Genomic DNA, 22,679 nt, shown 5'->3' with positions numbered 1-22,679 from the left:
TCGAACTGGGATTTCAGCGAGGGTCTGAAAGAATTCCCGCGCGTTTATCTTCTTTTTGCGGATGCGTTTTGTTGTCGACCATCTCGGCGTATTTTTCGGTTACTGAAATATCCGAAAACGGCAGGCCATAGACACGTTCAACATCATGCGGCGAGAACAGGTACATATCCTCGTTTTTCTTGGCCAGCTCAAAGGTGATGTCCGGGATCACCACGCCAAGGCTGAGCGTTTTGATACGGATTTTTTCATCCGCATTTTCGCGCTTGGTATCAAGAAAGCGCAAGATATCAGGGTGGTGTGCGTTCAGATATACCGCGCCTGCACCTTGCCGCGCGCCCAGTTGGTTGGCGTAGGAGAAAGAATCCTCAAGCAGCTTCATCACGGGGATGACACCGGATGACTGGTTTTCGATCCCCTTGATTGGCGCGCCTTGTTCACGAATGTTGGTCAACATCAAGGCGACGCCGCCGCCACGCTTGCTCAGTTGCAGGGCTGAATTGATACCGCGCCCGATGCTTTCCATGTTGTCTTCGAGCCGCAGTAAGAAGCAGGATATCAGCTCTCCGCGGCTTTGTTTTCCGGCATTAAGGAACGTGGGCGTGGCGGGTTGGAAACGGCCAGACAGGATTTCATGCATGAACGCCATCGCCTGCACCTGATCGCCACGAGCCAGCGTTAGCGCGGTCATGACCACGCGGTCCTCGTAGCGTTCCAGAAACCGGTTCCCGTCTCGGGTTTTCAGCGTGTAGGAGGTGTAATATTTAAACGCGCCCAGAAACGTTGGAAAACGGAACTTTTGCGCAAATGCGGCCTCCCAGATCAGGTGAAGGAAGGCGCGCGGGTATCCGTCAAGGACCGCCGCTTCGTAATATCCTTCGTCGACCAGATAACTGAGTTTTTCGTCCAGCGAATGGAAGAAAACGGTGTTCTGGTTCACATGCTGAAGGAAATATTGACGCGCTGCCATGCGGTCGGCGTCAAACCGGATATGACCCTGAGAGTCATACAGGTTCAACATCGCATTCAGCGCATGATAGTCCATTCCTGCATCTATACCGTCATCAAGCATTGCGTTCTCCAAAATTTGTCCAGCCCGTCGCGGATGCGGGCGATATCCATGTCTGTTCCTGCCAGCTCGAACCGGGTGAGCACGGGCACGTTGCATTTCTGGGCGATCACATCGCCAGCAAGGGCGAATGTGGCCCCAAAGTTGCGGTTCCCCGCGCCGATCACACCGCGCAGCAAGGCGCGATTGGCGGGGGCATTTAAAAACCCGATCACCTGTTTGGGGACAGCCCCGCGCCCTGCACCATCGGCAAATGTCGGACAGATCAGCACAAAGGGACCGGCAGGCAATGGCATCGGATCGGACGGACGGATCGGAATGCGCATTGCATTGCCCCCCAAGGCTGCAACCAGCCGCGCGGTATTGCCCGTCGCAGACGAATAATAGACCAGCCCGCCCTTTTCCATTTATGCCAACTGGCCGATCATATCGGGGCGAAATCCGGCCCAATGCGCGTCACCCGCCACAACGACCGGAACCTGACGGTAGCCCAATTCGGTCACGTCATTCATCGCGGCGGCATCTTGCGTCAGGTCGATAACGCGGTAGTCCAGACCACGCATATCCAGCGCGCGGGTGGTGGCCGTGCATTGCACGCAAGAAGGTTTTGAATAAACAATGATGGTCATGCCCATATCCTTTGATTTTTCTTACAAAGGAACAGGGGCGCGCAGGGTACTGTCCCATCCGGACTGTATCCATAAACACGTCCCCAAGCCCTCCGCTCGCGGTTGTCGTATCGTGCTCGGGCAGGTCTCCTGGCTCACGGCTCTAATGCGTTGCCATCCTTCCCGATGCAGATGCATCAGTGGGTAAAAGGCCAACACTTGCCGCTTACAGTTGCGGGGGCAGCGCCGGTATCTCACCGGCTTCCCTCTTAGCCTGCGACTCGCATCGCAGGAACCAAAGCACCTACATTTTGGGGTGAATCGACATTTCGTGTCAATATAGAGTTTTGATATCCATCAAAGTTTCTGTGTTGGGCGGAGAGCAGCTTTTCATAGCGTTGCAAAAAGCCTGGCAGACTGGCCCCTTTCCGGTCTTTCACAGCGGCGCAAATGAATGTCCGAAAATGGGATGAGGATCTTCTCTTCAGCTTTCAACCTAAGCCGTTGAAGTCGCCGGGTGACACCGAACAGCAATGATTGTGATTACTCAGATGAATGAGCACTCCAAAAAAAGGGGAGGGAGAATAATCTGGGGCCTATGTCCAAACCCAACTGTTAGGGTGGGCGCTGATGACCGTACAAGCAGTGGACGGCGACGTGTCGCAAGTCGTGACTAAGGTCTAGATACGGTCAATTTAAAACGGTTTTACGGAAAATTCATACCTCTTGGCCAAAGGTAAAAGCATAGCCCTTTCCTCGACGCAAAGTGTGACATGCCGACAGCCTCCGACCGCCACATTCTGATCGTCGTTGAAAACCTCCCGGTGCCCCTAGACCGCCGCGTCTGGCTGGAGGCGACGACACTGGTGCGCGAAGGCTATGAGGTGTCGGTCATCTCGCCCATGGGGCGGGGCTGGGACGCTGCGTTCGAGGTTATCGAAGGGGTCAACATCTACCGCCACCCCGCCCCGCCAGAGGCGCATTCCGGCGCGTTGGCCTATGCCCGCGAATACGGGTCGGCAATGCGTCATTGGTTCAGGCTCGCCCGCAAGATTTGGCAAAGACACCCGTTTCAAGTGATACAGGGATGCAATCCGCCCGATCTGATCTTTTTGCTCGCCTTGTGGTACCGTCCGCGCGGCGTGCGCTACATGTTCGACCACCATGACGTTTGCCCGGAACTGTTCGAGGCGAAATTCGGCAAACGCGGCTTGCTTTACGGGGTGATGCGGGTCTGGGAACGGTTAAGCTTTGCCACCGCCTCGGTGTCGATCGCGACGAATGGCAGCTTTCGCGACATTGCGATCCGGCGGGGAAAGATGCAGCCGAGGGATGTGTTCGTCGTCAGATCGGCCCCAAATACCGAACGATTTCTGCCTGCTTCGGGTGACCAAAGCTATCGCAAGGGGGCTGCGACCGTAATGGGATATGTTGGTGTGATAGGCCAGCAAGAAGGCATGGACCTGTTGGTCGCCGCCGCCGATCACCTGATACGGCAGCTAGGTCGCCGGGACGTGCATTTCGTGATCATCGGTTTCGGCCCCACCCGCGACGAGGTGATCCAACACGTCGCAGATTTGGGTCTGGAGACGTATTTCACGTTTACCGGTGCGCTTTACGACGACGATCTTTTGGCGGCGATGAATACCATTGATATTGGTCTGGCCCCCGATCCGAAGAACCCGATGAACGATATCTCGACCATGAACAAGGTGATGGAATATATGACCCTTGAAAAGCCTGTCGTTCAATTCGACCTGACGGAAGGGCGGGTGTCGGCTGGCAGCGCCGCCGTTTACGCTCAGAATAATGACCCGCAAGATTTTGCGCGTCAGATCAATATGTTGATTGGCGATTACGCGATGCGGCAGCAGATGGGCAGGGCAGGGCGCAAACGTGTGCTTGATGATCTGTCCTGGGCGCATTCAGAACCGCAGTTGCTGGCGGCTTATGCCCGCATATTTGCCAAGCAAAAAGACACTGTCAGTAGCGCGTCAAGAAAACGCGCCCGAGCCCGATAAACAGTTCGTTCGACCGGGCAGCGCCCGTGACATCATCGCGTTGCCGACGGTGGCGCAGACCAACCTCTAATGTCAGGGTGCGCGTCAAATCGCGGGCATAGGTGATGCCGACAGCGCTGTTTGTGGTGCGCAGCCCGCTAGCCGTGTCCTTTGATCGACCCCAATCGGCCCTTAGGATCAGGGCGGAAAGTTCAGAAATTTGCACGCGATATCGGACATTCAGGCTTGTATTCAGCCTTTCCCTGTCGGTCTGGTCGCTGCTGGCCAGTGCACGGGAAATCCGCGCCTCGATCCTGCCGGTGGGGACGCTCTGCCGAAACTGGAGGCTACCGGTAACATACGCGTCACCGGTCACACCGCGGGCCACACCAAGCCCGGCCTGAAGCTGCCCTGCGGTCGTTTCGTATTGACGGTTCATCCTCGCACGCAGGCGGTAGCCTTCGGGCGTGTCGGTATAGCCCAGCGTGAAATCCAGGTCTCCCAAGGGGCGTTGTAGTTGCAAAGCGCTGGCCAAATCCACGGTCTTGCGACGGCCGGAAATCCCGCTTTCACTGAATAATCTGTAACTTAGCGTATTGCTCAGCCAAACAGCGGGATTAAGGTCCATGTGCAATGATGCTGCGATCATATGGCGTTTTGTGTCATTAAGCGTGCCACCCCCGACCCCGGTTGCGACACCGTCATGGTAGGTGGTGTTTTCCACACGGGCCAGAATGCCGTAGCTGACAGGGGTATCAAGGCCCCGTTCCAGCCCCATTTCTACATTCGCATAGCGGCGTGTGGCGGAGCCGGTCGCGTCGGTGATATCGCCAGCGAGGCCGACCAGATCGGCATTCTGTGACAGATCAGTTTCACGGTATGCCGCCGCGAATGACAGCCGCGCACTGGCCGCTTCGCGCGCGTGTTGGACAGCGAGAAAGGGATCGACAAAACCGCTGGACGGGGTCGCCCCGGCAGGCCCATCAGCATTGCGCAGCTTCAGGCCGACATCAAAGGCTAAACGCTGGCTGCGGGTTTCGGTCAGCAGGCCCATCGACAAATCGCCCGTGACAGTACCGGTCCGTCCGGGGGGCGACGGGGTCAAGGGTCGCGTTGCTTCGGGTCTGCAGGCCGACGCGGGTGCCAAATGTCAGCTGAATGCCACCCGTGTCATAAGATCGAGCCCGCGCCGCCAGAGGAGCACCCAGGGCAATCACCACGCAAACGCCTTTGGCCAGACCGCCCATCACACCATACCCCTTAGCACTGCGCCAAAGCGCGGGTTACTCGAAAAGGCGGCGTTGTGGGACAAGGATCACATCCCCGTCCATCAGCAGGGTGCGCCCCTGGGCCGCGCCTGCCTCTATACTCGGGTAATTCAAGGCTCTGGTTGTCTCAAGACCGCTTTGCTTGTCGGTTCTGCGCAGTTGGATGCGCTTTTGAGCGGCGAATTTTGTGAAGCCACCCATCATAGCGAAAGCTTGCAGCACGGTTGTCCGCGGTGGCACGGTCAGCATGCCGGGTTTGGCGGCTTCGCCCACCACGAAGACCGAGATTGTCTGTGGAGTTTGGGGCTGGCGCGGGACATAGGGTTTGGGCGTAGCAAGCCGTTCGACGGAAACGAACACGTTGGGCGGATTGGCAAAACCGCTGGCAAGGCGGTCGGTCAGGTTGCTTTGCACCGATTCGACCGCTTTGCCAGAGGCGCGAACCGTTCCCGCGATCGGCACCGATATGCGCCCGTCCGGCGTGACAAGGACAGACCTGTTCAGCGCGGGGTCTTCCAATACTTCGATCCGCAGCACGTCACCGGGTTTGATTTTGTAGGGTTGTGCCAAAGCACCCTGAGCGCCCAGCAGCAGCCCCATGATCAACGCGGCCAGAACAAGCAGATGCGCAGGCACACGGGCGGACAGACAAAGCATGCTTTTCCCTTCAGAAGTATCATTTTTCTGAAACCCACTTTGCGGGGACAAGGGTTAATGGATTGTTAATCTGTGTCCATGATCTTGTAGATACATAGTATTTCCTATCCTCAAGGGCTGTATCCCGACATGTCTTCCCGCGTGCTTTTGATCAAAGGGAAGGGAGGCTTGGGTAATCGGATTCTGTCGGCTGTTTGCGGGCTTGTATATGCGGACCTGACCGGGCGCGATCCGGTGATCGACTGGCGCGATGGAAGCTATGCACCGATCGGTGAAAATGCCTATCCGCTGTTGTTCAAGTCCCCGATTGCCCGGGAGTGCGCCGCGTTTGATGGCGTGCGCGTGCCGGTGTCACCGGCGATCTGGACGGGGCATTTGGGGCGTACCCCGCAGCAGATGATTGACAGGTTTCTGCCCGACAGCCATTCAAAACCGACAGGCTATCGACGGTTGTGCACGGATCTGACGCGGCTCGACGCCCCCGAAGACATTGCTGTTTTCTGGTCCTATCTGCCAAAGTTTGGCAGGTTGGCCGGGCATCTGCACCGCGATCCACGGTTTTCCGGAAAAAGCGAAGCCGATGTGATGTCGGAGTATCTTCAACGATATTTTACGCCCAATGACCGCGTTCTGTCAGCCGTTGACGGGCTAAGCGCAAAGTTGGGCACACCCAGCATCGGGGTGCACATCCGTTACACAGACCGGAAAATTCCGCTGCACCGGGTGCGGGCCAGTTTGCACAAGCGCTTGCGCCTGATGCCCGGCGCGCCGATCTTTCTGGCGACGGACAGCGCGCAGGTGCAGGCGCAGATGCAGGCGGAATTTGCCAATATCCACCATATCCCCAAATACTTGGCACCTGATGGCGGCCGGCTGCATTGGCCCACATCGGAGATCGAAAAACTGCATGAGGCAGAGAACGCCTTGATCGATATGTGGCAGTTGGCGCGCTGCGATCACCTGATCTACTCGCGCCATTCGACGTTCTCCGTCACGTCTTCCTATCTGGGGCGGATGGGGGCAGCGCAACTGGACGATGTGGACCGGCTTTCCCCGATTGTCGTGGCAAAGCGGTGGATCCAGAACTACGCCTGATCATAGCCCGACAGCCATGCGCGTCGTCTGGTCCATATCGTCTGCCATCTGTCGGCGCTGGCGCGCAGCCGCGGATGGGATGATGCCGCAAAAGGCCGGGTGGCTCCGAAGCGCAGCGCAGACCAGAGCCACATCAGGGAAATCCCAAAGCCAATTTTCCAGCGCGGCCAGTGATCCTGAATCAGGGACGCGCGGGCCTTCATGACAAGCAGGGCTTTTTCCACATTCCGCGGTGTAGACGCCCCGACATGATGCACAATCTGTGCGTCAGGGGTGATCATCGGGCGATATCCCAAACTGCGGGCCCGAAGGCACAGGTCCGCATCTTCGCCATACATGTAATATTCTGGTCGAAAGCCGTTGAGCGTTTCCCAAAGATTGCGTCGGATCAGCAAGAAACATCCGACCACGATATCGACCTGGCGCGCGGTGTCGCGGGGCCAACTGCCATAGGTTTCAGCATTGATGAAGGCCGAGCGTGGGAAAAGTGTGCTAAGCCCGAAGGTGCGGAAGAACAGACTGCGCAGGGACGGTGCCGCCCAGCAGGACGCGATGTTCAGCGACCCGTCGGCAAAAACAGTGCGCCCGCCCCAGATGCCGGCCTGCGGCTGGGCCTCGGCAAAGCGCATCAGCGCGTCAACAGCCCCAGCCTGGGTTTCAGTGTCAGGGTTGAGCAGCAGGATATAGGGCGAGGTACATTGCGCCGCGACATGGTTATTCGCGCGGGCAAAGCCCAGATTTTCACCCGACGCGATCAGTTTGATCTGCGGGAACGCTGCGGCGATGGCCCGTGCTGATCCGTCAGTCGAGGCATTGTCGAGAACAGCACAGTCAAATCGGGTGTCATGGGTGTTGGCAAAAAGCGTCTCGATCGCCCTCAGGGTCATCCGTCTAGTATTATAGCTGATGATGATGACAGTCAGGTCGGCAGTCTGACCGTGCGGTTTTGCATCAATGGTTTCCAAAGCGCCGGCCGGATCACTGACCTTTTGCGCGCAGGACCACGCCAAAGGTGTCTTTCAGGATTCGCAGGTCTTCGGCGAAGGACATTTTTTCGTTATAGGCCGCATCGTACAGCGCGCGATCCTTGAACGAGGAGGCGTTGCGCGCCGACACCTGCCAGTTGCCGCTGAGCCCGGGCCTCATGTCGTAATAATCCCGGCCGGGGTACAGCGGTTCCTGGCTGATCAGCATCGGGCGGGGTCCGACCAGGCTCATCTCTCCGCGCAGGACGTTCCAGATCTGCGGCAGTTCGTCCAGTGAGGTGCGGCGCAGCAGTAACCCGAAAGCGGTGATGCGCGGGTCGCTTTTCAGCTTTTGCGCGCGCTGCCATTCGGCCCGCGCAGAAGGATTTTCATCCAGATGCGCCTTGAGTAGCAGATCGCTGTTATGGATCATCGACCTCAATTTCCACATCTTGAAGATCCGCCCGGGCTGGCCCACGCGGTTTTGTGCATAGAAGGGGCTGTGACCGGTCAGCGTGACAACCAGAGCGAGGACGGCCACCAGCGGGACGACGAAGGGCAGGGACAAGATACACAAGGCAAGGTCCAGAAGTCTTTTTCCCCCATTTCGGTAGGGCGTTCTGGCCAAGGATTGCGGCGGTGTCGTGGCAGAGGGGGCCACAGTGGTTACGGCACGTGAAACCGTCCGGTCGGTCGAGGGCGGATCGAAATAATGAAAACTCATCAGATGCCATTTCTCTTTCGCAGAACTGTCGGATTAACCAATGCCTAAGTGCTAGAGCGATAGGGTTACCAAGGGGTTAAAGGATCATCCCCGCGGCTGCATTCATTCGAAATTCCTGTAAAACCCTGGTGAAATGGAAACGATTGGCCGGATTTTAGCGCGTTTCAGCAAGACCTGTTTCTAAATTAACACTCGGTTAAGGACAGTACGCACAGATAGGGCATTGAACCCTATCCGCAGTTTCGTCCTGGAAACTCTCCGCCTTTGCACATGCGTTAACCAAAATGAAGGTCCCGCCATGATCCGTGTCGCCACGCCTGACAATGTCTTAACGCGATACCTTTCCCGCTTTGGCAAAGGGGTTTTTTGAGGATGGATATCAGATTCTATCTTCAACGTTTCTTGCGGCGCATTCATTGGTTTGCGCAGTTCCTGACCCTCGGTGGTGTCGGCAGTCTTGCAGCGATCCTTTTTGCGCCGCCGATTTATGCGGGTCATGCACGCCTGTTGATGGAGGCAGAGCAGATTTCCGACGAATTGGCGGCTTCCACGGTCCGGACCCAGGGCGCAGAGCAGTTGGAATTGATCCGGCAACGTATTCTAAGGCGCGATACATTGCTTGATCTGGCGGCAAGGATGCAGGTTTATCCCCCCACAGCGGGTCTGACGCCGTCTGATCCCCAGGATATCGTTGATGACATGCGTGAGCGGATCATCATGACGATCGAAGGTGGGCGCGACTCGCCGACCCTTGCGACGGTCGGTTTCAAGGCGCAGTCCCCCGATCTTGCCGGAAAGGTCACAACTGAAATCGTCGATCTGATCTTGCGTGAAGATGTCGACATGCGAACCAAAAGTGCCGGGAAAACCTTGGACTTTTTCACCCGCAAGGTTGCGCGGTTGGGGGCCGAATTGGACGCGCAGGATGCGCTTATCTTGAATTTCACGGAGCAGAATAAGAACGCGCTTCCTGACAGTCTGGATTTTCGTCGCAGTCAGCAAACGACGGGTCAGGAAAGGCTTTTGCAGATGGAGCGCCAGATTGGTGCCTTGCAGGAGCGCCGCGCCAGATTGCAACGCAGGCAAGAACTGCAAACCGCTGCCGGATCGGGTCCCTTTCAAACGCCAAAACAACAGCAGTTGGACCAGCTGGAGGAAGAACTGGCATCGCAATCCACGCTCTTGTCGCCGGAAAATCCAAAGCTGCGCATTCTGGCAGCGCGTGCCGCTGCATTGCGCGCACGCATATGGTCAGATGAAGGGCAAGATGGCGCTGCTTCGGAAGCGCTGGAACCTTTGACCGATTTCGCCTTGCAACAGCTCGAGATGGCGCGGGAGCTTGCGTTTCTAACGGCGCAAAAAGATGGGATCGTGGACGGTTTGGCAGATCTTTCAAGATCAATCGAAGCGACCACGGCCAACGCAATTACACTTGGTAACCTCAGGCGCGCGCAGGCCAACACACGGGTGCAATACGATCAAACAGTCGCCAACATGGCCCGCGCCGAAACCGGCGATATGATCGAGGCATTGCGCCAAGGGCAAAAACTGACGGTGTTCGAAGGGGTTACCGTGCCCCTTGAACCTGTCGCGCCCAACCGTCGTAATTTTATCGCCGCGGGAGTTTTGGTGGGTGCAGCCTTGGGCCTTGGTGTGATCCTTTTGCTGGAGAGCATGAACCGCGCAATGCGCCGGCCCGAGGATCTGACGGCTGCTTTGGGCATCACGCCTTTTGCAACACTGCCTTACCTGAAGACCCGCGCGGAAATTCTGCGCCACAGGGTCTATCTGGTCGGGGCTATGGCGGTTGTTGTGGTTGCGGTGCCGTTTGCGTTCTGGGTGGTCCAAACACAGGCGGCAGAAAAGCTAAAATCGATGTCATTCGGGACGTTGATCGGGTTGGATGCAACGGGCGGGAAAGAAGGCACAAAATGGTAGTAACAGCCCAATTGGAAAGACATCAAAACAGTGTGCACATGGTCCCAGAGGCCGGGCATAAAGGCGCACCAACCATGCAGGAAATCAATACGGTGGCAGATGCCTGGCGCAATTTGCCTGCGACCGATCTGGATGCGACCACACTGGCAAAAAGCCGGATAGTGGGTCACCTCTCGGCCGGGGAAGCGCACCATTTTGATATGATGCGCACCAGAGTTTTACAGCAGATGCGGCGAAACGGGTGGCGCAGACTGGCGATCACATCCCCTACGGCGGGCTGCGGGAAAAGCACTGTTGCGGTGAATTTGGCCCTTAGTCTGCGCCGCCAGGCCGAGTTGCGTAGCGTGCTGCTAGATTGCGATCTGCGGCGGCCATCGCTGGCAAGGATGCTGGGGATCGCGGATGACATGGATCTGGGTGGGTGTCTGCGCGGGGATCATGACTTTGCAGCACGCGCGCGACGCATCGGATCGACCCTAGCGATATCTGCAAGCAAGGATCCGGCGTTGGACGCGGGTGAAGTTTTCGGGGGTCGATATTTGCCGCGTGCCCTTGCCGCGATCGAGGATGGCTTAGCGCCAGACGTGATGATCTTTGACACGCCGCCGATTTTGCTTACCCATGATATGATGTCATTTGCAAGTCATGTCGATTGCGTTTTGCTGGTGGCGGGTGCCGAAATGACCAGCGTGAAAGAAATCGATCTTTGCGAGCGCGAATTGGCGGCACAGACAAATGTGATGGGCGTGGTGTTCAATAAATGTCGGCACATTGGGGACGGCTACGGATATGACACCTATGATTAAGCCCCTATAACGGAAGTACCCGCTAAAAAGAACACGTTTGATACCTGTTCCAAGTTTTCAGCTTGTATGCCCGTGTGCGCCGCGCCGTGGTCAACCGGACAGGCGGTAGCGATTGATCTGGTGAAACATGCCTGTTTCATCTTGCCCCATCAGTGTGATGGCATCGATGAAGAAAGGTTTGGGCACCAAGGCGTCCACATGCGGTTGCAGCGCAGCGATAACTGTAGCTGCGTCTGTCTTCGGCAGGCCCCCGGTCAGCGTCAGGTGAAAATGGAAATCATCAAATATAAAGGGATAGCCCCACTTCAGCATCTGTTGATCCTGGCGGGTGGTCAACCGCGCCTTTCGGCGGCGGGCAATGTCAGCATCGCTTAGCGGGGCGCGAAGCGGATCAAACGCTTTGACGGTCGCGGCTGCAAAATCCTGCAAGGCGGCAGGGTTATCCTGGGGCCGAAGGGCTATGAAACCGTTGTCGTGGCGAAGTTCAAGGTTTTGAAGTTCAACACCGCCATGTCGCGCTGCGAAATCTGCTGCGGCCTGTTCCAGATCTGTCTGAGAGACCGTTGCTGCCAGTCGGAAAGGGGCCTTCAAGGTGCCGTGCAGCCCATATTTGCGCGGCATCGCGGTAAGTTTTTCAACATCAAGGCCGGCAATTTCCAAATGAGCGACCGCGACACCATTTGCGTTATCCCAACCCAGCCACTGCGCACCCAAAGCGGCGAGCGGTCCGGTCGGGGTGTAGAATATCGCGTAACGTTCAAACATTGGTGTCCCCTCGCATTGCTGACCTTCTGCCATACCTGCGTAACATTGATATGGCAGAACGCGGCATTGCCAACGTGCTGCCGCACCTTGGTACGTCTAGCGTTTTGTCATGAGGATACCAGCTGCGATGTCGCGCCTTAAGGGTGATCGTTTCCCCCGTGAAGCCGTGGCCTATGCCATATGTGCCTATCATCGCGTCTCGCTCGACACAGTGGACGTCAAGGATCTGCTGGCTGAACGCGGTGCAACCGTCAGCCGGGAAAGTTTGCCCCGAGTGTCGATGTTCACGCGTCATGCATCTTGAAATCCACGGCCAGACGAAATGCGTATGTCATGATTGCACCCGAGACCTATGCCCTGTAGACGTTTAGGGGACCACGACGTTGCGAGGTTGGGCGTGAATACGGTGTATCCTGTGAAAACAAGTTCCGCTCTCGACATGCGCGGATTGCGTCTGCTCGCTGCTGGCCTGCTTTGCGGCTCCGCGATTTGGGTGGGCCAGACCGCACGGGCGGACGGCGCATTTCTTCAGTTCGACCTATCGCAGACAACCTCGAACGCAACGATGAGCATTGCGCGCGGACCTTTGACGTTTGGTGCGGGCGCGGTCGATTATGATGGTGGGCGTGCCTATAGGGTCAGCGCAACTTATAAGCTGCCGTTCGGTCAGGACGTCGCGACAGTCAAAGTTGGCCCGTCTGTCGGCCTTGTCGTTGCTGATGATGCTGAAGACACTGTTGACCTCGGACTAAACCTCGTCGCCGAGCGGTATATTCCGACCGACTTTGGCAGCCTGTTTCTGCTGGCAGACTTCGATACGAACGAAAGCGCCTGGTTTGTGCTGGCGCAGGGCACAAACGCACGGTTCGGCCTGTCGGTCGAGCTGTCACATGGGGAAAGCGACAACTACGCGGAAACCTCCATCGCTTTGGCAAAACGGCTGTCTGACAGCCCGGTCAGCTTGCGGCTCGGCTACAGGCTCAAGGCGGACGAAATCTTTGCCGGGGTATCGATCAATACCTTCTGAAAGGAGTGACCTTGCCGGATCGCCTGTCCAAATACCCGAATCTCACGTTGTCGCGTGCGGTTTACGCGTTCGTATTGGTAGGTATGGTCGCAGTGGGCCTGCTGACGGCGGTGTTTGCCTATTCAACGTCATCGCATATTCTGGACGACGCACTGGACGCTGCGGTGAGAGTGAGAACAAATGCGGCCGGCGAGAATTTCGCACGTGCCCTGCACAACGACTGGACAGACCTGAGATTCCTGGCTGATGAAATTCCAGGAAAACCGGCTCAAAGCACGACCGACCTGATGGATGGGTTGCGCGGCGATGCAGCCCGGATCAGCTGGATCGGGTTTGCCGATTTAAGTGGCAAGGTCCTGCAAGCATCTGATGACCTTCTGGTGAATGAAGATGTGAGTGAGCGGCCATGGTTTCGCAACGGCCTAAGGGCACCATATGCAGGAAATGTCCAGAAAGCCGTCCTTTTGTCAAAAATCCTGGCGTCCGACGAACCTGCCGGATTGCGCTTTATCGATTTGGCTTTGCCTGTCAGCAATGGAAATGGACAGGTCATTGGCGTGGTCGGCATGCACGTCAATTTCGCGTGGGCTCAAAGCTTTCTGAAAGACCAAGCTGAAATGATGGGGCTCACGCTTTATCTGTCTGGCGTTGATGGCGAGGTCATTCTTGCGACGAACGGCACGCAGCCCGCGCCCGACGAGACCCGGATTTTGCTTACAGCACGGTCTGGTGCCGAAGCTGCGACGCGGGAAGTCTGGCCGGATGGCAAAAGCTACTTTTCCTCACTCGTGCCCCAGGTCGTTTATCAAGATCTCCCGAATTTTGGATGGCGGCTGATCGGACGGCTGGACGGCGATAAATTCAATATTGGCGTCGACTCGCTGCGCAGCGCGGGAATTTTCGCGTTGATTGGCTTGGCGTGCGTCATTGCAATGATTACGGCGGTCTTTGTCCTGGCGTTCATTCGCCCGATCGAACTGCTTGGAAATGCGGCCGAGGGGATTGCGGATGGTGAGGATATCTATCCACCCGACATCAATCGAACGCGCGAGACCGCGCAGTTGTCGTCCGCGCTGGCCCGCCTCCAGTCGTCGCAGAACGACTGAATCACGACGACTTCGAATTGAACGACAGACGCCGGGCGATGTCCGACAGCATCGCAGAGGTGCGCACCCGCGCGACCCCCGGCATGTTGTCTTCTGCGTAAAGACGCAGCAACAGCGCTTCGCGTTGATCGTCCGTCGGCAGAAGTTTCAGACGCGCCCCATCAGGAAGCTGTGCGATCACATAGGCGTCCACGTCGCCGATATCCTTGATCCGCAGACTGCCCTTCATGCCTTCGGGATAGGGGATACCGCGTATACGCACCGAATCAGACTTGAGCGAGGTGATCCACAAATCCCGGCTGCGATCTGACGTCGTGAAGGTGGCACGCTCGGGTTCGTCCGCGATATGCCGTTCCTGGCGCGGCAGCTCAATACAGGCAATGATCGTGACGCTCAGGACAAAGAGGTTGTAGATGGTCCAGAAAAGCACCACCCATTTTCCGTCTCCGGCGTCGCTAAAGGCAAAGCGGTCGGAAAATATTCCGATCACCAACCCCAGCAACGTTAGGCAAAGCAATACCGCAAATGGGGCCATCATGCGCCACTGAACCAGGATCTTGGTGCGGTCCCCGCCTTTGGCCGTCACGCTGAACGGATGTCCCTTGGGTTTGATCAGGCCAACGACAGCCGCGCGGGTGATCGGGATCGCACCGATCAGCTGGCTGACATCGTTGAGGATGGGAACGACCATGCCGCGGCTCAGGATATTCAGGACGACCAGAATCCAGATGTAATATGCGCCGAAATAGCTGATCACATCCGGCAGGCGGGCATCGACGACGGTAATGTTGCCGAACCAGTAAAGCAGCGGATAGACAATCGCGGCCAGACGGAATGGAAAAGTCGTCATCCAGTAGAAAATCGAATCCAGTACACTCCAGCGATCACGAAGCCGCAGCTTGTTGTGGCTCAAGGGACCCAGTTTAGACCGTGCGATCTGCATGAGGCCAAGACACCAGCGCGCCCGCTGGGTCACGTATTCCTTTAGCCCCTCCGGCGCGAGCCCCTCGGTCAGCGGTTCATCCAGATAGACTGTTTTCCAGCCCGAATTCTGCAACGTCAGGGTCAGCATGAAGTCTTCGGTGATGCTCTCGGTCGGGAAGCCGCCGACATCCTGCACCGCCGACCAGCGCACCATGGACGACGTGCCGCAACAGAACGCGATCCCCCACCCGTCGCGCGCCGGCTGCATGTGATCGAAAAAGAACCGCTGTTCGTCCGGGTAGGACCGGCTCAGCCCCAGATTGTGCTGGATCGGATCGGCGTTGAAAAAGTGCTGCGGTGTCTGGACCAGACCCACCTTGGGATCATGGAAAAGCGCCATTGACCGCGAGATGAATCCTCGGTGAGGCACGAAATCCGCATCCAGCACGGCAATGAAGTCAGGCGGAACAAATTCGCTGGCAAGCAGGCCCAGCGTGTAGTTGATGTTTCCTGCCTTGGAGCCCTTGTTGTCCGGGCGCCGCACATATCGGACGCCCTGCTTCGCACAATAATCGCGCAGCCAATCACGACGGCCGTCATCAAGGATGACGACCTCCTTGTTTTCGTACCGAAGCGACTTGGCACCGATGATCGTGCGTTCCAGCACATCAAGGGTCTCGTTGTAGGTAGCGATCAGAATGGCAACCCTCGGGTTCTTCGACCCCCACCATCCGGCGTATTTTGTCGCTTCCTCGCTCCGGAACTTGACCCGGGACATGATCACGAACGCACTCGCTGATCCGACAAGTGCCAGCATTTCCAATGCCAGAAGAGACCAGCTTGCCAGCATGTCGAGGGTGAAACCGAACGGTGCCACCGTCTCTGTTATGCGCCAAAAGGCATATCTGGCCGCCAAAAGCCCTGCCGCCATCAGCAAAAGTGCGCGATGAAGTGTCTTTTCGCGGTTCAGGACATACGGTAGCACAAGCCCCAGCCCGGACAACAACATCACGAGGATGAAGCTCGACTGGACTTCGCTCAGGTGGGGATAGGGCATGTGTTCAGAACACTCGGCGCAGCCAGTCAAGCGGGCGCCGTTCAAAGAATACCCGACCGGTGCGACCGATACCGCATGATAGCCCGGGCACGTCGGTTAGCCCGCTCACCTGCAACGTAACGTCGTATCGTTCGAGATGCTTCTGGCCGGGTGCAACGGCAAGGTTGCGATAGATCGTTGCCGCTCCCGCCCCGGCCAGTCGCGACACAGTGGCGTTGAAAACGCGGGTTTCGCCCAGCGGGCGAAACTCGGCCGCCTGGCCCAATTCCAATGAATTATATAGGCGTTCGCTGACCGAAAGGCTGACAATTACCGACCCGCAATCGACCAGTTTCAGCACCGGATCTCCGCGTTCAAGATGCTCACCATCAGCCGCAAGCACCTCCCAGAGCATTCCATCGACGGGTGACGCAAGATCCCCTCCGGTAAGCCCATTGACCCGTTGCCGCTCCAGTGCGACGCGTGCCGCAACGGCCTCTTGGCGGCCTTCTACGTCCGCCATGGCAGCTGCGGTGGCTGCAACCTCGCTGCGCAATTCCACGGCGCGCTGCTGCGCATTCGGGGCGTCGTTGTAACCATCCCCAAGGAACACACCGTCTTCTGCCGCGCGCAGGGCCACTTCAAGAACCTCCACACGTTCGCGGGCATGATCACGTGCCAGCGCCGGAAACCGCGTTTCGCCGGGCAGCGCGTCCGTGACCGCCCCAACGGCATCCAGCGCTTCATTCAGATCGCTCTCTTGATCCGCCTGGCCCTCTATCAGTGCCAGCCTCTGGCGCGCATGATCAAGCCGTATCTTCAACTCTTCGATCCGATGAACGGAGTAGACCTCGGAGCGCTTCTCCAGAAGTTCAAGGATCGCTTCAGTCGCCTCTTGATACCCCTCTAGGCGCGCGCGTTCAGAGACGAGGAACGCCTGTTCCATCAGCAGGTCATTCAGACGGATCGTGTCAACCAGCGGGTCGGTCATCGAGGCGACAACCTCGCCTTTACCGACCCGGGCACCGAGGGCGCGCGATGGAATGGCGATTTGTCCCGCCACGTCGCTGCGGACGGTCACAAGCCGTGCGTTGACAAACGCATTGGCACTGGTTCCGGACATTTGCTCTGCCACGATGATCCAGAGCGCAAACACGATCACAAGTGTACCGAGGAGGAGACGAGAATACTTCATTTGGGTCCTTTCGACACAGCCTTAAGGTGATGTACTCACCCGACTACATACCCGTTTTCCTATCTTAGCGATACTACCCTGGCGAGCGCCCTCTGGTTTGGTCTAAGGCAAGTTGCAAGGTGTGGCTTCTTTGCCTGCAATTCGTGCAAGTAGCTCGACCGTTGCCGGATAGTACGTCTGGAGATGAACAGCATCATCCCGATCTTGATCCGCCGCGCAGGACGCCAAGGCTGCGATTGCCTGATAGCCCGGTGAATTGCTCTGCGCCAGCACATCTTCATTGGCAGCGACAACAACTGCCAAATGACCGGCGATGCCCGACAATTCAAAAGTCTGCCGTGCACGTTCTACGGCCGGATGGCTCTGGTTTCCCGACCAAACCAGATACAGCGGGACACGCAATGCGTCATATCCGGAACGAACGTCATGCTCCTGCGGCGGCGCAAAACCGTCGCTGGTCACATCCACCCAGTCGGGCACAGGTCCAAGTGCGGCAAGTTCGGCCAGCACGGATTCGCCATGATCTGCTGCCGCAATCAGACGGGGTTCATCAAACGCGGCACCCAACGCGCGCAAAGCGCGTGGCATCACGTAGGAGGGATTGAATAACACACGGTCAGGATTGGCGCGCGCTTCTGCGCCCGGGGTCAGCAGCAGGAAGTGTGGCGCGCGCGGATCCGGTCGCAGACACAGGGCAGCAATGTCGCGAACAATATTCTCGGCGCTCTCATCGCTCCCAATCCAGCCAAAGTCCCGCCTAGCACGCAGCAAGGCCCAGGCTCTGAAAAGATCTCCATCAGTCGCAGAATGCCAGTCGTCGCCGCCAACTGCTTCACTTTCTCGCCAACGCCAGGCCATCAAATGGTCCTGCCGCACCAAGAGGTTGGCCTTCGTCCAGTTTTCGATGCATTCAAAAGCAGCGCGGTCACCATAAGCCTGCGCCAGAAACGCGCCAAAGGCCTGACCTTCGGAATGACTGATCTTGCCGTTTTCATCATCGATCACCCGACCGTCTTGGGACAGAAACCTTGATTTCCAATCAGACCATTCGGGCGGACCAGCCACCAGTTCATCTGCCAGAGCGTATCCAGACAGTGATGGAGCCGTCGAAACCATGGAGAGCATCATGGAGCGAATTACAGTGCGGCGATTCATCATCTAATCTGTGCTCGGTGTCATCTGAGGCTTTGCCGGTGATAGCTTGGCATTTTGATCTCGGGTTTTGCATCTCTGGGACTGTCCGTCGTCATATAAAATGGGACATCAGAGCGGCTTGAGCATTGGAGGCTCTGGCTCGTTTGTATGATTGATTATGCTGCTTGTTTTTGATGTTGCAAGCGGCGTTGTCGGATTGTCTGTTTCTTGATCTTTGCCCTTTCTCTCAGAATGGATTTGTCTCGCCCGAAGTAGACGTCGGCCGGTGTGACGTTGTTCAGGCTCTCGTGGTAGCGTTGGTTGTTGTAGTAATCGACGAAGGCCCCGATTTGGCGTTCGAGATCGCCGGGCAGATAGTAGTTTTCCAACAGCACGCGGTTCTTCATGGTCTGGTGCCAGCGTTCGATCTTGCCTTGGGTCTGCGGGTGGAATGGCGCGCCGCGGACATGCGTCATTTTCTGATCCTCCAACCACTTGGCCAGATCGCCTGAGATGTAGCATGAGCCGTTGTCGCTGAGCAGACGTGGCTTGTGCCGCACAACCGCCTGGTCGCAGCCTGATACTGTCAGAGCCAGTTCAATCGTGTCTGTCACATCTTCGGCCCGCATAGTGGTGCAGAGCTTCCAGGCGATGATGTAGCGGCTGTAATCGTCCAAGATCGTGCTGAGATAATACCAACCCCAGCCAATGATCTTGAAGTAGGTGAAGTCGGTCTACCCCTCGCCCGCCAGGGCATGTTTACATGCCTGAGAGGAGCATCTCGTTGATTGCCGCCGTTTTGTCTTTGAACTCATCAGCGGCCTTGATCACCACGTAGTCCGGTGCGGTGATTAGATCAGCCGCTTTCAAAATACGGTAAGCCGATGATTCAGAGACAAAATACCGCTTCTCATCGGTGTATTTGACGGCAAGTTCCCGTGTGGTCAGGGCCTCATGTTCCAGCGCAAACTCAATCAGGTCATCACGGCGGGCATCCGGGATGCGGTTCCAGACCGATCCTAGGCGTGGGGACCTATCAGCCAGCCCATCCAGGCCGCCATCGACATAGAGATCATATCCCGCTGACCGGCAGCACATGCGTAGCATGTGTGAGAGAGGTCGATAGAATGTCGTGCGCGGGATGCCCAGCATGTCGAGGGTCTGCTTAACCGGCAGATGCGATCCCTCCACGGTGCGGATGATCTCCAGTTTCTCGGACGCAGAGTATCTCATTCCTCGAACTCCCCAGCCCCTGTCATGCTTTTTTTGAGCAGACGGTTTTCAAGGGTCAGATCAGCGACGCACTCTTTCAGTGCCAAGGCCTCAGAACGCAAATCCTTTACCTCAGGCGATGTGGCCTGCCGCGCCGTATCGCCTGATAACCGGCGCTTGCCAGCTTCGAGAAATTCCTTCGACCAGCTGTAATACAGGCCCTCAGCAATACCCTCCCGGCGGCATAGCACCGAGATGCTTTCCTCACCACGCAAGCCTGCCAATACAATGCGGATTTTCTCTTCAGCTGAATAGGTTTGCCGGGTCTTGCGGCGGATGTTCTTAACCACCTTGTCGGCGGCGTCTTTCGACGTCTGGGGCTTCTTCGTCATCTTGATCTCCTAATCGATAAGATGAACCAGAAATCCTCCCTTATTCAAATCCTCAAATCTGTCCCAAGGGCGCTGACGTCAGACACCAGAGCGGAAAACGGCGGATTCATCAGGATCACACTCGGGCGGAGGTGCGCGTCGAGGTAATCGTCGATCTGAGCGGCGACAAAGCAGGTGACAGGGGATTCCGGAAACAGAAGGCGCAGCAGATCGGCGCGGGTCTCGGCAAGTTCGTTGAGCGCGAGGCTGCCGCCCGCGATCGTGGCCAAGATGGCTAGAAGTCCAGTCCCGGCTGAAGGCTCCAAGACCAGATCGCGCGCGGATATCTGCGCGGCCGTAAGTGCCGCGAACCCCATGGGCAGCGGGGTGCTAGATTGCTGGAAGCGATCCATCTCTTCCGACCGCCGGGTATGATTTGGCAACAGGTTTGATACTTTGGCAAGGATCGGCAGCAAGGCTGTAGGCGATCCAGCCAGGACCAACAGCGCGCGACCGAATTTCCGCAAAAAGAGGACAAGCGCCACCTCGCAAGCCTCATAGGCCAGCTTCCAGTCCCAGGTGCCTGTCGCATCTGAGCCGCCAAAAAGAGTGCTCCATCTCAAGGCGCAGGCGCAGCCCATCGATTTGGAAGTCCTGTGCCAAGTCGGGTTGCAGCGCTTCAGCAACGGCGATGATCGCTGCAGCAGTATCTGGGGAGGGGATTGAGGCGACCCAACATGGGGATCGGCGGTATGACACCCGCAATGAAACTGAAAACAGCCGCGTGAATTCTACGGCTGCGCCCCATTAAAAATGGGGGGATTACCCTTCGACCTGTGGCACGGTTATGCGATCGAAATGCCTGCCTGAGAAAATCGCCTTTGCGGACTGACACCGCCTGATCACTTCAAGTTGGCAATGCCGGTGCAAGCGCTGCGCTTTTTCACTCAAGGTTTCCAGGAAGCGCTGACTGTCGCATTCGTCGCAAAGTTTTATCCGGAGCCTTCAGTGCTTGAGCCTCTGGTTGCGATAGCCGATTGCAGCGTGGACGCATCATCAACGAGGCGTTTGTAGAGCGTGCAGTGTCTCTGGGCCGAAGCCTCCCAAGTGAATTGTGCGGCGTGTCGTATCCCGGCGTCGCAAATTTCACTCAGCTTTTCTGCGCTGTATTCAAGCAATCTGGCCATTCCGGCTGCGATTTCGTCGACGTCTGTCGGATCGGCAACCAGCAAACTTGCGTCTTTCGCGATTTCCCTGGTTGCCGAGTTTGCACTGGTCAGGACGGGTGTGCCGCAGGACATGGCTTCGAGCACGGGCAATCCAAAACCCTCATAAAGCGAAACGAACGCAAACGCGCTGGCTCCGTTATAGAGCAATGGAAGTTGTTCATTCGGAAGCGGGCCAAGGAAACGGACATTTTGTGATATGCCTGCACGTTCGACCAAGTGCGCCACGTCTTTTTCATTTGGATGTTTGCGCCCTGCTATGACAAAATCATGTGTAAGAACTCCGCGCCGTTTCATGCTCGCGAAGGCTTCGATCATGCGCATGACATTCTTGCGCGGCGCACAGGGCCCGACATATAGAAGATAGGGCTTTGCCAGCCCTTTGATCCTGCGAAATTCTGTAACCTGTGCGGCGTCAATGATACGGAACTGCTGGTGATCCACACCATGTGGAATGACTGCAATTCTTTCTGGTGCAATTTGATAATGTTCGATGATTTCATTTTTCGCGAATTGCGAAAAGGTTACAAAGAAATGGTGGTCTGCGTTGGCTTGGGCAATCGAACTGCGCAGTCTTGCAGCCCGGTTCGGGTCGGTGTCCCACTGCGGGGCAGCTTGTGCGGCGGCACCATGCACCGAAAATAGGCACTTTCGCCTAGTGCCGAGCCATTCCAAGGGGACGTCATGGGCCGGAAAATGCAAAAGGTCAGCGTGGCACCGGCGTTCTGCCATCGGGTAGAGGTACTGGCGATTAAACTGAACCAGTCGCGCCGGAAGGGCGCGCCGCGTGTTGCTCAGGCGTTTCCATAGATCGGGCCGCATGCGCAGCCCCCACGACAGAACGGCGATCTCGAGATCGTCTGTCGCCAGCGCCGCGCGCGCCGCAGTTTCTTCCATATAGCGGGTGACCCCGTTGAAAACAGGATGCGGTACACGGTCGACGATGAGAACGGATGAAGCCATTTTTTAAGGACCGAAACAGGGCAGGGTACCCTGCATAATTGTCTGCATATATTGTTATCGTTGCAAGCCTAGATCACATGTCGTACTGATCTTCCATGGCATCATAAGAGATTTGTCATCGCATGCCGACGTTTACTATGCCTCAAAATCCTGCGTTCTTGTGTATTGGCGAACAACGATGTGGCACGACATGGCTGTACCATGCGTTGCGTCGTCATCCCCAGATATGGCTGCCGCCTCTCAAGGCGACGCGGTATTTTGTCAGGACAAGCGACAAGTCACTGATGGCAACCCTTGCGCATAATCGGGACATTCTGGAATTGCGCAAGATGCATAGGTTGCTGCGACGACGGCAGGTGACCCTGTCCAATTTGACTTGGTTCGCCCGCTATTATTGTATGCCTCGCAACGATGGATGGTACGCATCCTTGATGCGCCCACCGCCGGGTAGGATGTCCGGTGAAATCTGCCATGCCTATAGCGGGATGACCAATGCGCAACTGCGCGCAATGCGCGACGGGTTCCCTGATCTCAAGCTGGTTTACGTGCTGCGCGAGCCCTTGGCGCGAAGCTGGTCGGGTCTGGCGCGACGT

General features: G+C 57.0%; 19 protein-coding genes, 3 pseudogenes and 1 riboswitch. Of the genes and pseudogenes, 8 read left to right on the top strand and 14 right to left on the bottom strand.

Features of this window, described 5'->3' with window-relative positions; translation table 11 throughout:
• Positions 1-13: 13 nt before the first annotated feature.
• The 3 genes from RGAI101_RS22720 to nrdH are packed head-to-tail and all read right to left on the bottom strand — an operon-like array spanning position 14 to position 1,695.
• Positions 14-1,069, bottom strand: coding sequence for a ribonucleotide reductase N-terminal alpha domain-containing protein (locus RGAI101_RS22720; RefSeq protein WP_302621190.1), 1,056 nt, complete (start codon positions 1,067-1,069; stop codon positions 14-16).
• Positions 1,051-1,473: a class Ib ribonucleoside-diphosphate reductase assembly flavoprotein NrdI gene (gene nrdI / locus RGAI101_RS20330; RefSeq protein WP_008229970.1), complete on the bottom strand. Its 423-nt coding sequence runs from the start codon at positions 1,471-1,473 to the stop codon at positions 1,051-1,053. The genes RGAI101_RS22720 and nrdI overlap by 19 nt, the downstream gene beginning before the upstream one ends.
• Entirely contained in the window at positions 1,474-1,695 is a 222-nt protein-coding gene (nrdH, locus tag RGAI101_RS20325) for a glutaredoxin-like protein NrdH (protein ID WP_037230513.1), read from the bottom strand. It abuts the gene before it with no gap.
• A gap of 102 nt (positions 1,696-1,797) precedes the next feature.
• Positions 1,798-1,989, bottom strand: a riboswitch (cobalamin riboswitch).
• 458 nt (positions 1,990-2,447) lie between these two features.
• On the opposite strand from nrdH, the gene RGAI101_RS20320 reads away from it, so the two are divergent.
• Entirely contained in the window at positions 2,448-3,695 is a 1,248-nt protein-coding gene (locus tag RGAI101_RS20320; protein ID WP_008229928.1) for a glycosyltransferase family 4 protein, read from the top strand.
• Here the strand turns inward: RGAI101_RS20320 and RGAI101_RS20315 are convergent.
• Both RGAI101_RS20315 and RGAI101_RS20310 read right to left on the bottom strand, forming a co-directional pair.
• Entirely contained in the window at positions 3,658-4,779 is a 1,122-nt protein-coding gene (locus tag RGAI101_RS20315) for a hypothetical protein (RefSeq protein WP_037230417.1), read from the bottom strand. The genes RGAI101_RS20320 and RGAI101_RS20315 overlap by 38 nt on opposite strands.
• A gap of 178 nt (positions 4,780-4,957) precedes the next feature.
• Entirely contained in the window at positions 4,958-5,599 is a 642-nt protein-coding gene (locus tag RGAI101_RS20310; protein ID WP_008229961.1) for a polysaccharide biosynthesis/export family protein, read from the bottom strand.
• Between the two features lie 168 nt (positions 5,600-5,767).
• Between RGAI101_RS20310 and RGAI101_RS20305 the strand changes: the two genes are divergently transcribed.
• The gene (locus RGAI101_RS20305) at positions 5,768-6,694 is read left to right on the top strand and encodes a NodZ family protein (protein WP_254655324.1); all 927 of its coding nucleotides are present in this window, start codon (positions 5,768-5,770) and stop codon (positions 6,692-6,694) included.
• Here RGAI101_RS20305 and RGAI101_RS20300 read toward each other — a convergent pair.
• Both RGAI101_RS20300 and RGAI101_RS20295 read right to left on the bottom strand, forming a co-directional pair.
• Entirely contained in the window at positions 6,685-7,659 is a 975-nt protein-coding gene (locus RGAI101_RS20300; RefSeq protein ID WP_008229948.1) for a glycosyltransferase family 2 protein, read from the bottom strand. The genes RGAI101_RS20305 and RGAI101_RS20300 overlap by 10 nt on opposite strands.
• Before the next feature lie 13 nt (positions 7,660-7,672).
• Positions 7,673-8,383, bottom strand: coding sequence for a sugar transferase (locus RGAI101_RS20295; RefSeq protein WP_008229978.1), 711 nt, complete (start codon positions 8,381-8,383; stop codon positions 7,673-7,675).
• Between the two features lie 372 nt (positions 8,384-8,755).
• Between RGAI101_RS20295 and RGAI101_RS20290 the strand changes: the two genes are divergently transcribed.
• Together RGAI101_RS20290 and RGAI101_RS20285 are read left to right on the top strand one after the other, a co-directional pair.
• A complete protein-coding gene (locus tag RGAI101_RS20290) occupies positions 8,756-10,321 on the top strand; it encodes a GumC family protein (protein WP_008230118.1) in 1,566 nt (521 codons plus the stop codon).
• Positions 10,322-10,395: 74 nt separating this feature from the next.
• Complete coding sequence (locus tag RGAI101_RS20285; RefSeq protein WP_198133753.1) at positions 10,396-11,127, top strand: CpsD/CapB family tyrosine-protein kinase; 732 nt, start codon at positions 10,396-10,398, stop codon at positions 11,125-11,127.
• A 90-nt stretch (positions 11,128-11,217) separates the two neighbouring features.
• On the opposite strand, the gene RGAI101_RS20280 is transcribed toward RGAI101_RS20285, so the two are convergent.
• Positions 11,218-11,892: a DUF1045 domain-containing protein gene (locus RGAI101_RS20280; protein WP_008230073.1), complete on the bottom strand. Its 675-nt coding sequence runs from the start codon at positions 11,890-11,892 to the stop codon at positions 11,218-11,220.
• Between the two features lie 109 nt (positions 11,893-12,001).
• Between RGAI101_RS20280 and RGAI101_RS22010 the strand changes: the two are divergent.
• From RGAI101_RS22010 to RGAI101_RS20265, 3 genes and pseudogenes are all read left to right on the top strand, one after another.
• Positions 12,002-12,160, top strand: a pseudogene (locus tag RGAI101_RS22010) (IS6 family transposase); the annotation flags it as partial.
• Between the two features lie 147 nt (positions 12,161-12,307).
• Positions 12,308-12,919, top strand: coding sequence for a hypothetical protein (locus RGAI101_RS20270; protein ID WP_157044768.1), 612 nt, complete (start codon positions 12,308-12,310; stop codon positions 12,917-12,919).
• 11 nt (positions 12,920-12,930) lie between these two features.
• On the top strand, positions 12,931-14,025 hold the full coding sequence (locus RGAI101_RS20265) for a cache domain-containing protein (protein WP_037230413.1): 1,095 nt from the start codon (positions 12,931-12,933) through the stop codon (positions 14,023-14,025).
• Position 14,026: 1 nt separating this feature from the next.
• Here RGAI101_RS20265 and RGAI101_RS20260 read toward each other — a convergent pair whose 3' ends face one another.
• The 6 genes and pseudogenes from RGAI101_RS20260 to RGAI101_RS20230 form a co-directional block, all read right to left on the bottom strand.
• On the bottom strand, positions 14,027-16,006 hold the full coding sequence (locus RGAI101_RS20260) for a glycosyltransferase family 2 protein (RefSeq protein ID WP_008230071.1): 1,980 nt from the start codon (positions 16,004-16,006) through the stop codon (positions 14,027-14,029).
• A 4-nt stretch (positions 16,007-16,010) separates the two neighbouring features.
• Positions 16,011-17,180 (bottom strand): HlyD family secretion protein, encoded by a 1,170-nt coding sequence (locus RGAI101_RS20255; RefSeq protein WP_037230409.1) that lies wholly within the window; start codon positions 17,178-17,180, stop codon positions 16,011-16,013.
• A gap of 102 nt (positions 17,181-17,282) precedes the next feature.
• Positions 17,283-18,338 carry a glycosyl hydrolase family 8 gene (locus RGAI101_RS20250; protein WP_083792111.1) on the bottom strand — a complete coding sequence of 352 codons (1,056 nt, stop codon included), beginning with the start codon at positions 18,336-18,338 and terminating at the stop codon, positions 17,283-17,285.
• Positions 18,339-18,490: 152 nt separating this feature from the next.
• A pseudogene (locus RGAI101_RS20245) lies at positions 18,491-19,918 on the bottom strand (IS3 family transposase).
• A gap of 80 nt (positions 19,919-19,998) precedes the next feature.
• A pseudogene (locus tag RGAI101_RS20235) lies at positions 19,999-20,656 on the bottom strand (methylase); the annotation flags it as partial.
• 233 nt (positions 20,657-20,889) lie between these two features.
• Positions 20,890-22,086: a glycosyltransferase family 4 protein gene (locus RGAI101_RS20230; RefSeq protein ID WP_008229899.1), complete on the bottom strand. Its 1,197-nt coding sequence runs from the start codon at positions 22,084-22,086 to the stop codon at positions 20,890-20,892.
• A 122-nt stretch (positions 22,087-22,208) separates the two neighbouring features.
• Between RGAI101_RS20230 and RGAI101_RS22660 the strand changes: the two genes are divergently transcribed.
• Positions 22,209-22,679 (top strand): sulfotransferase (locus RGAI101_RS22660; RefSeq protein ID WP_198133756.1); only part of this gene is annotated, 471 nt, incomplete at its 3' end.

Source organism: Roseobacter sp. GAI101, assembly GCF_000156335.1.
Classification (GTDB): Bacteria; Pseudomonadota; Alphaproteobacteria; order Rhodobacterales; family Rhodobacteraceae; genus Sulfitobacter.
This window is presented reverse-complemented; position numbering and strand designations above follow the sequence as displayed.

What these genes read in the sequence shown, in the direction of transcription:
- RGAI101_RS22720 (WP_302621190.1), bottom strand. Translation starts at nt 1,069, where the DNA reads ATGCTTGATGACGGTATAGATGCAGGAATGGACTATCATGCGCTGAAT.
- nrdI (WP_008229970.1), bottom strand. Translation starts at nt 1,473, where the DNA reads ATGGAAAAGGGCGGGCTGGTCTATTATTCGTCTGCGACGGGCAATACC.
- nrdH (WP_037230513.1), bottom strand. Translation starts at nt 1,695, where the DNA reads ATGACCATCATTGTTTATTCAAAACCTTCTTGCGTGCAATGCACGGCC.
- RGAI101_RS20320 (WP_008229928.1), top strand. Translation starts at nt 2,448, where the DNA reads ATGCCGACAGCCTCCGACCGCCACATTCTGATCGTCGTTGAAAACCTC.
- RGAI101_RS20310 (WP_008229961.1), bottom strand. Translation starts at nt 5,599, where the DNA reads ATGCTTTGTCTGTCCGCCCGTGTGCCTGCGCATCTGCTTGTTCTGGCC.
- RGAI101_RS20295 (WP_008229978.1), bottom strand. Translation starts at nt 8,383, where the DNA reads ATGAGTTTTCATTATTTCGATCCGCCCTCGACCGACCGGACGGTTTCA.
- RGAI101_RS20290 (WP_008230118.1), top strand. Translation starts at nt 8,756, where the DNA reads ATGGATATCAGATTCTATCTTCAACGTTTCTTGCGGCGCATTCATTGG.
- RGAI101_RS20285 (WP_198133753.1), top strand. Translation starts at nt 10,396, where the DNA reads ATGCAGGAAATCAATACGGTGGCAGATGCCTGGCGCAATTTGCCTGCG.
- RGAI101_RS20280 (WP_008230073.1), bottom strand. Translation starts at nt 11,892, where the DNA reads ATGTTTGAACGTTACGCGATATTCTACACCCCGACCGGACCGCTCGCC.
- RGAI101_RS20260 (WP_008230071.1), bottom strand. Translation starts at nt 16,006, where the DNA reads ATGCCCTATCCCCACCTGAGCGAAGTCCAGTCGAGCTTCATCCTCGTG.
- RGAI101_RS20255 (WP_037230409.1), bottom strand. Translation starts at nt 17,180, where the DNA reads ATGAAGTATTCTCGTCTCCTCCTCGGTACACTTGTGATCGTGTTTGCG.
- RGAI101_RS20250 (WP_083792111.1), bottom strand. Translation starts at nt 18,338, where the DNA reads ATGATGAATCGCCGCACTGTAATTCGCTCCATGATGCTCTCCATGGTT.
- RGAI101_RS20230 (WP_008229899.1), bottom strand. Translation starts at nt 22,086, where the DNA reads ATGGCTTCATCCGTTCTCATCGTCGACCGTGTACCGCATCCTGTTTTC.